Here is a 6,427-nt window from a genome sequence, read left to right as displayed (position 1 = left end):
TAGAGGGTGTTCTGCGGGCCATATGCTATAGGCGCATCGCGCCATCGTAAGCCACTGCGATTAATGAAGATAATCCCACTCAGCACCCGCCCGTCATCAACGCGTGGTTCGCCGTGGGACTTCGGAAAATAAGGCTCACGGCGCGCCACCTGCGCGTCCCTCAGCCAGAAAAGATCAGACATGTTCACCGCTCGTTTTCGAACCGAGAGCCATCCAGCCAAGCGGAAATCAATGGGGCCTGACCCTAGTTAGCGGATACCATTTGCTTCCTGCAGTTCCCGCACATAGCGGATGATGCCACTGACGTCGCCATCAGTAAGCCCCTGCTGCGGCGGCATGCTGCCAAAATCCCAGTGGTGTGCCCGCACTCCGTTGCGGACGGCGAGCAGGAAGGCAGCGTCACCATGGTGAGATGGTTCATAGATGCTATGAACCAGCGGCGGCCCAATCCCGTTTCGTCCGGCGGCATTCGTACCATGGCACTCGGCGCAGACCGCATCAAAGGCGCGTTTGCCGATTGCTGCAGTCTGGCTCAAGTCATGCGGCAGCTGAACCTCCGTAAGGGGGGCACCGTATTCCAAAACGGAACCCTGCAGGGCCGCATCGTTTCCGCCAGCGCTGCGAAGTACGAAATAGGTCGCTCCCGCTGCAAAGGTCGCAGCAGCAATGATCGTGGTGATTTTGTTCATGAGAAGTTCTTTCATCTTTGGAAGTCAGGCGCTGGTCTCAGTATCCCGCCGGAAAGCGCCGCGAAGGCGCGAATTTCCTGGTAGCGGATCCGCACATCCTCGCTTTGCTGGTAGAAACGGAACAGATCCTTCAGCGGTGAGGAAAACTCCTTGTGTGCCGATAGCATCGCCACAAGCGCACCCAGCGAGACGCGCTCCTGCAAAACAAAGTAGCCGCCCAGGGAATAGAACAGGAACGGGGTCAAGGCTGTCAGGAAGTTGTTGATGGCCTTGGCAAGGAATTTCAGCCGGTGGATCTGCAGTCGCAGATCCTGCAGTTGGCGGAAGCTCTGCGCAACCGGCAGAACGCCGGAGCCCAACTCCCGCAGCTGCAAGTCCAGATGGCCACCAAGCAGGCGCATCTCGCGGATACGTTTGCGGGATACAGCATTTACCCGCCGCTGCAGTCGCGGCACGATGATCAGTTGCAAAGGGAGCACTGTGAGCGCAGCAGCTGCGAGGATCGGATCCTGCACGAACATGAACAGAAGGATTGTCGCGAGGGTTCCGCCTTGAAGCAGCGGGACTGCCAGCAGTTCGGAGGCAAAGCCGCCGACAGGCTCAACCTCGGGACCAAGTACTGGCATGATGGCAGCCTGGCGCTGCGCGGGGTGCTTTCGTCGCCACTGGCGGTAGACTGCAAGGCGGAGCCGGCGCACGAAGCTCTCGGCGACCCGACCCTTGCAGATGTTCAGCCAGTATTTATTGAGGCCGTTGAGCGATATAACCGCCAGATAGGCGCCGCAGAGCACAAACAGCAGCGAGATTTGCGGGAGGTCATATCCCAGGACCGCAACCGTCCCGTCTTGGCTTTCAAAAACACGGTTCACGATCTGCTTGGGCAGTTCAAGTGTCAGGTAGAGGGTGGGCATGGCGGTCAGGCTCAGCACAACCAGGACTGCCTGCTGCCGTCCGGTGGCGATCAGGATATGGCGCGGAAGACTGGCCCGAATTCCGGCTGCCTGCCCCGGTATCGCTTCATCAGGTGACACGACGGTCCGAAGATGCCTGCGCAGCAGCAAGGCCGCCTGAACCGCCAAGGTTGCTGCCAGCAGTGCCGGGGCGAGAACCAGCACCAGATGCATCACCGGATGCAGCCAGGCCGGCGCGCTGCTGTCATAGCTGAAGCCAAGTGCCGCCGCTGCATCATGCGCTAGACTGTGAAATTTGGGCATCGAATTCTCTGCTGGAAAACACGGGAAGCGGGATGGCCCGCCTCCCGCCTAACTTAGTTCAGGGCCGTCACGGTAAGCTTGCCCTGGATCCGCTCGGCAACGAACTCGATGGCATCGCCAACCTCGAGCTGGTCCAGCATCGCGTGATCCGCTACCCGAAACACCATGGTCATCGCGGGCATCTCCAGGTTCACCAGTTCCTCATGGATGATGGTAACCTTGCCAGATTTGGTATCGAGCTTTTTTACCGTGCCCTTGGTGAAGCTACCTGCGCTATCAGCCAGCACGGCAACCGGCCCGTGCATGCCCGATTCATAATGACCAGGGATCAGGCATGCGAACTCGAATGTGCCTGCATTGGAGAAGGTCCAGATGACCTCTCCGCTTGCACCCGGATCTAGGCGCACCGAGTTCGGATCATCATGTTCCATCTCCATTTCGGCCATCATCGCCTTGTGCCGAACATTACGCTCTGCCGTATCCAGCACAAACTCATGCTCCAGCTCACCGGCGTTGGTAATCACAAATTTCACCGTCTCATTCTTAACAAAAGAAAAGCTGGAAGGCTCAAACAGCATCTCCCCGTCATCGGTTTCCATCATGGTGACGGCGACCTCGCGGTCCGTGCGGGACAGGTCGCCGGGCTTGCCAACTTCCATGCCGCCATCATGGCCGCCGCCGTGTGTTCCATCGGCAAAGACCGGAGCTGCGGGAAGTAGGCAAAGAAGGGCGGTGTAAAGAGCTTTGTTCATGTTTGTTTCCTTATTAGGTTTGGTTGAGGTCAAGGGCTGGTCAGCCCTTGACGGGTGGTTTGGGGGTAATGCGCGTCTGCGCGTCTTCGACGCGGGCAGTCTCCGGGAGCTGTCCGGTCCACTCATAGGCCTGGGTGCCGGGCGGGTTCTCGTACCAGCCGGGATCGCTGTAGTCGTCTGCGCCGATGCCCTCGCGCACCTTCACGACCGAGAACATGCCGCCCATTTCCAGCGGCCCGTAAGGGCCCCAGCCGGCCATCATCGGCACGGTGTTGTCGGGGAGCGGCATCGACATCTCGCCCATATCGGCCATGCCTGCGGTGCCCATCGGCATGTATTCGGGCTGCAGCTTGCGGATCTGGCCGGTCAGCTTGCGCTTGTCGGCACCGATGAAGGTCGGAATGTCGTGGCCCATGGCGTTCATCGTGTGGTGGGACTTGTGGCAGTGGATCGCCCAGTCGCCCGGATGCACCGCGTCGAACTCATAGGCGCGCATGGCACCGACGGGAATGTCGATCGACACCTCCGGCCAGCGGGCGCTTTGCGGAACCCAGCCGCCGTCGGTACAAGTGACCTCAAAGTCGTAGCCGTGCATGTGGATCGGATGGTTGGTCATGGTCAGGTTGCCGGTCCTGACCCGCACCCGGTCGCCCTGATTGACCACCAGCGGGTCGATGTCCGGGAAGATCCGGCTGTTCCAGCACCACAGGTTGAAGTCTGTCATCTCCATCACCCGCGGCACATAAGAGCCGGGGTCGATGTCGAAGGCGTTCAGCATGATCAGGAAATCACGGTCGACGGGCATGAAGGCGGGGTCCTTGGGATGCACGATGAACATCCCCATCATGCCCATCGCCATCTGCACCATCTCATCGCCATGCGGGTGGTACATGAAGGTGCCGGATTTGATCAGGTCGAACTCATACACAAAGGTCTTGCCGGGCGGGATGCCGGGATGGCTGAGGCCGGCAACCCCGTCCATACCGGAAGGCAGGATCAGCCCGTGCCAATGTACCGTGGTATGCTCCGGCAGCTTGTTGGTGACGAAGATCCGCACCCGGTCGCCCTCCACCGCCTCGATGGTGGGGCCGGTGGACTGGCCGTTGTAACCCCACAGGTGGGCGATCATGCCGTCGGCCAACTCGCGCTCGACCGGCTCGGCCACCAGGTGGAATTCCTTCACCCCGTTGTTCATCCGGAACGGCAGCGTCCAGCCGTTCAGGGTGACCACAGGGTTGTAGTCCGGCCCGGTGGTAGGGGCCAGCGGCGGCTGGGTCGCCGCGCTGTTCATGCTGGCGGCCTCGGGCAGCCCCATGTTCGCGGTCTTGCCCCAGGCCTGGCTGGACACCAGCGCAGCCCCCGCCGCGCCGGCCCCAAGCATTTGACGTCTGTTCATCATGTCATTTGATCCTTTCAATGGCCTGCGCCGCCGCCGGCAGCGATCTCGGCGCTGCCGCCCTGCGGAGCTGATTCCGCACCGCCGCCATAGATCGCGGCGCTGACATTTGCCTGCGCCAGCCAGAAATCGCGCTTGGCGTTGGCCGCTTCCAGCGAGCCCGCCAGCTTTTCGCGCACGTCTGTCAGCAGTTCGAAGGTGCTGGTGATCATGCCGTTGTAACTCAGCAGCCCTTCCTCCTCGATTGTCCGGCGCAGCGGCAGCAGCACGTCGCGGTAGTGGCGCGCAATCTCGTAAGAGGAGTGATAGGCCAGCTCTGCGCTGCGGGCTTCTGAGCGGACAGTGACCGCCCGTTCCGCCAGCGCATTGGCCGCCTGCATGTAGGACAGCTCCGCCTTACGCATCCGCGCTTTGCCGGTGTCGAAAACCGGGATGGCGAACTCCAGTTCCAGCTGCGGCAGGGTTTCGGTGTCTGTCACCCCGTCCTCCCGCTCGCGCTCGGACTCGGCCCCAGCGATCAGTTCCAGGTCGGTGACCAGCCGGGTCCGGTCTGCCAGGCCAAAAGCCCGAGCCTGCGCTTCCAGCCCCAGCTTGGCCACCTGCAGGTCTACCCGGTTCTGCAGCGCCGCCTTTTCGATGGCCGACACTTTGCTCAGCGATTTGGGCAGCGGCGGCAGCGCGTCGGGCACATAGTAATTGGCATCGCTGCCCCACAGCCCCATCAGCCGGGTCAGCTCCTCCTTGGCGAGCTTTGCTTCCAGCTGCGCCCGGGCCACCTGCCCTGCAAGCTCCGCGTTAAAGGCGAACTCCCGCGCTTGGCTCGCCTTGTTCAGCGCGCCGGTCCTACCCAGCTGGCTGGCCAGCTCTGCCCCCGCCGCTGCTGTCTCGCCAGCCTGGCGCAGATAGCTCAGCCGCTCAAAGGCCGCCACGGCATTGATCCAGGCCAGCCGGGTCTGCCCCGCCAATGCCAGCGTATCGTTCACCGCATTCAGCTGCGCCTGCTGAAACTGCGTCTCAGCCACGGCGATGCGCTGCTTGCGGGTCTTCACGTCCAGCAGGTTCACGGCGATGGTGGATTCCAGAGCCCGGTACAGGCCCAGTTCCGGCGCGCCGATCCCCATCAGGCCGATCGAGACCACCGGGTTCTCCGGCGTCATCTGCTGCCAGGCCTCCGCCGCCGACAGCCCGACTGCGGCATAAGACGCCTGCAGGCCTTTATTGTTCAAAAGCGCCGCCTGCACCGCGGTATCGGCAGAGATTGTCTTGCCCTGCACCAACTGCCGGACTTCTTTCGCCAGCGCCTCGTTCTGGGCCTGTGTCCGCGCAAAGGCCGTGCGCTTGCCGATTGCGGCCGCGGTTTGGCTGGCGACCTCCTGAAACCCGGCCTGCGGGCTGGTGTATTTCTCCGGCACCGCCGCCGAACAGGCGGCCAGCACCAGGGGCGACGCCAAAAGAACGCGCCAAGTTTTCGCTGTCATCAGTGGTTCTCCTGCTGCTGCCCGTTGACACCGCGCCAGGACGCAGGGCCGCGGGGCGTGTGGTTTTCAAATCCCCTGAAAGGGGACTGGTAATTCAGGGACCGGTAGGGGCCGGAGGGCGCGGCGGCACGTTGCAAGTCTGCGGTATCGGGCAGCGCCGCCGGTGACTTGGCGCACGCCCCCAGCAGCAGGGCGCCCGCCCCGGCCAGTAAGAGAGATTTCATGTGTTTTTCCTGAGAAATATCTGCGCGGCTCCTGCATGGATGTGCAGGAGTGATTAGCGGCCGTTAAAAACGGTTCAGATGTTTCAGGCTTTCGGAGGACGCAGCAGGGAGTTCAGTTGCTGGGACGGCAGCTGCGAAGCTGCTTGCCGCCAGCGCACTGGGCGCTTGAGGGCGATTTCCGCCGACTCCAGGGAGATCACGCCAACCGCCATACAGGCGCCTAGGCAACAGTTTCCAGTGTCGGCAGCATTTTGCGACGCCTCCTGGGGATCATGCGCCCCGGCCGTGGAAACGTCTTGCGCAGCGGCGATCACGGCAACGTCGCCGTGGTTGCTAGCACTTTGCGCAGTCAGCGTATTGCCGTGGTGCCCCGCGACAGTATGCGCGGCGGATGGCAGCGAAAAACCCAGCACAATGATCACTGCACATGTAGCAGTCACCCTGATCAGCCGAAGAATATGTGCCATAAACGCCATGCGGTTATTTCTTCCGAAAGGACCCGACCGCGTCAAGGCGGCAATCATGCGTCGAGAGCACAAATCAGCGCTTTTAAGAGGTCTTTTCCGTCAATCCTGGGGATGGAGCCCCGAGCCTCGGAAAAAGCCACAAACCTTCCAGCGCAGGAAGGGCGCTGCAGTTCACGGTGATGATTCGGTCTCTGAATTAGTCGATAA

8 protein-coding genes are annotated in these 6,427 nt (G+C 61.8%); all 8 read right to left on the bottom strand.

Annotated elements, in window-relative coordinates; all coding sequences use genetic code 11:
• Positions 1-182: transposase (locus VWZ85_RS18585; RefSeq protein WP_416589379.1), on the bottom strand; the 182-nt coding region annotated here is incomplete at its 3' end.
• A 66-nt stretch (positions 183-248) separates the two neighbouring features.
• The gene (locus VWZ85_RS18580) at positions 249-689 is read right to left on the bottom strand and encodes a c-type cytochrome (RefSeq protein ID WP_416589391.1); all 441 of its coding nucleotides are present in this window, start codon (positions 687-689) and stop codon (positions 249-251) included.
• Between the two features lie 11 nt (positions 690-700).
• The gene (locus VWZ85_RS18575) at positions 701-1,903 is read right to left on the bottom strand and encodes an ABC transporter ATP-binding protein (protein ID WP_416589378.1); all 1,203 of its coding nucleotides are present in this window, start codon (positions 1,901-1,903) and stop codon (positions 701-703) included.
• Positions 1,904-1,956: 53 nt separating this feature from the next.
• The gene (locus tag VWZ85_RS18570) at positions 1,957-2,655 is read right to left on the bottom strand and encodes a copper-binding protein (protein WP_260101378.1); all 699 of its coding nucleotides are present in this window, start codon (positions 2,653-2,655) and stop codon (positions 1,957-1,959) included.
• Positions 2,656-2,695: 40 nt separating this feature from the next.
• Complete coding sequence (locus tag VWZ85_RS18565) at positions 2,696-4,054, bottom strand: multicopper oxidase family protein (RefSeq protein ID WP_416589377.1); 1,359 nt, start codon at positions 4,052-4,054, stop codon at positions 2,696-2,698.
• 14 nt (positions 4,055-4,068) lie between these two features.
• Positions 4,069-5,529, bottom strand: coding sequence for a TolC family protein (locus VWZ85_RS18560; protein ID WP_416589376.1), 1,461 nt, complete (start codon positions 5,527-5,529; stop codon positions 4,069-4,071).
• A complete protein-coding gene (locus VWZ85_RS18555; protein WP_260084249.1) occupies positions 5,529-5,753 on the bottom strand; it encodes a hypothetical protein in 225 nt (74 codons plus the stop codon). Before VWZ85_RS18555 ends, VWZ85_RS18560 begins: the two co-directional genes overlap by 1 nt.
• 83 nt (positions 5,754-5,836) lie before the next feature.
• Positions 5,837-6,229: a hypothetical protein gene (locus VWZ85_RS18550; RefSeq protein WP_260108715.1), complete on the bottom strand. Its 393-nt coding sequence runs from the start codon at positions 6,227-6,229 to the stop codon at positions 5,837-5,839.
• Positions 6,230-6,427: the final 198 nt, after the last annotated feature.

This window comes from Phaeobacter sp. JH20_29 (assembly GCF_048056175.1).
GTDB lineage: Bacteria > Pseudomonadota > Alphaproteobacteria > Rhodobacterales > Rhodobacteraceae > Phaeobacter > Phaeobacter bryozoorum.
The sequence above is the reverse complement of the archived record's forward strand: the minus strand, read 5'-3'. Positions and strand labels throughout refer to the sequence as shown.

Bases quoted from the DNA above. Each gene is read 5' to 3' on its own strand.
- VWZ85_RS18580 (WP_416589391.1), bottom strand. From the start codon at position 689: ATGAACAAAATCACCACGATCATTGCTGCTGCGACCTTTGCAGCGGGA.
- VWZ85_RS18575 (WP_416589378.1), bottom strand. From the start codon at position 1,903: ATGCCCAAATTTCACAGTCTAGCGCATGATGCAGCGGCGGCACTTGGC.
- VWZ85_RS18570 (WP_260101378.1), bottom strand. From the start codon at position 2,655: ATGAACAAAGCTCTTTACACCGCCCTTCTTTGCCTACTTCCCGCAGCT.
- VWZ85_RS18565 (WP_416589377.1), bottom strand. From the start codon at position 4,054: ATGATGAACAGACGTCAAATGCTTGGGGCCGGCGCGGCGGGGGCTGCG.
- VWZ85_RS18560 (WP_416589376.1), bottom strand. From the start codon at position 5,529: ATGACAGCGAAAACTTGGCGCGTTCTTTTGGCGTCGCCCCTGGTGCTG.
- VWZ85_RS18555 (WP_260084249.1), bottom strand. From the start codon at position 5,753: ATGAAATCTCTCTTACTGGCCGGGGCGGGCGCCCTGCTGCTGGGGGCG.
- VWZ85_RS18550 (WP_260108715.1), bottom strand. From the start codon at position 6,229: ATGGCGTTTATGGCACATATTCTTCGGCTGATCAGGGTGACTGCTACA.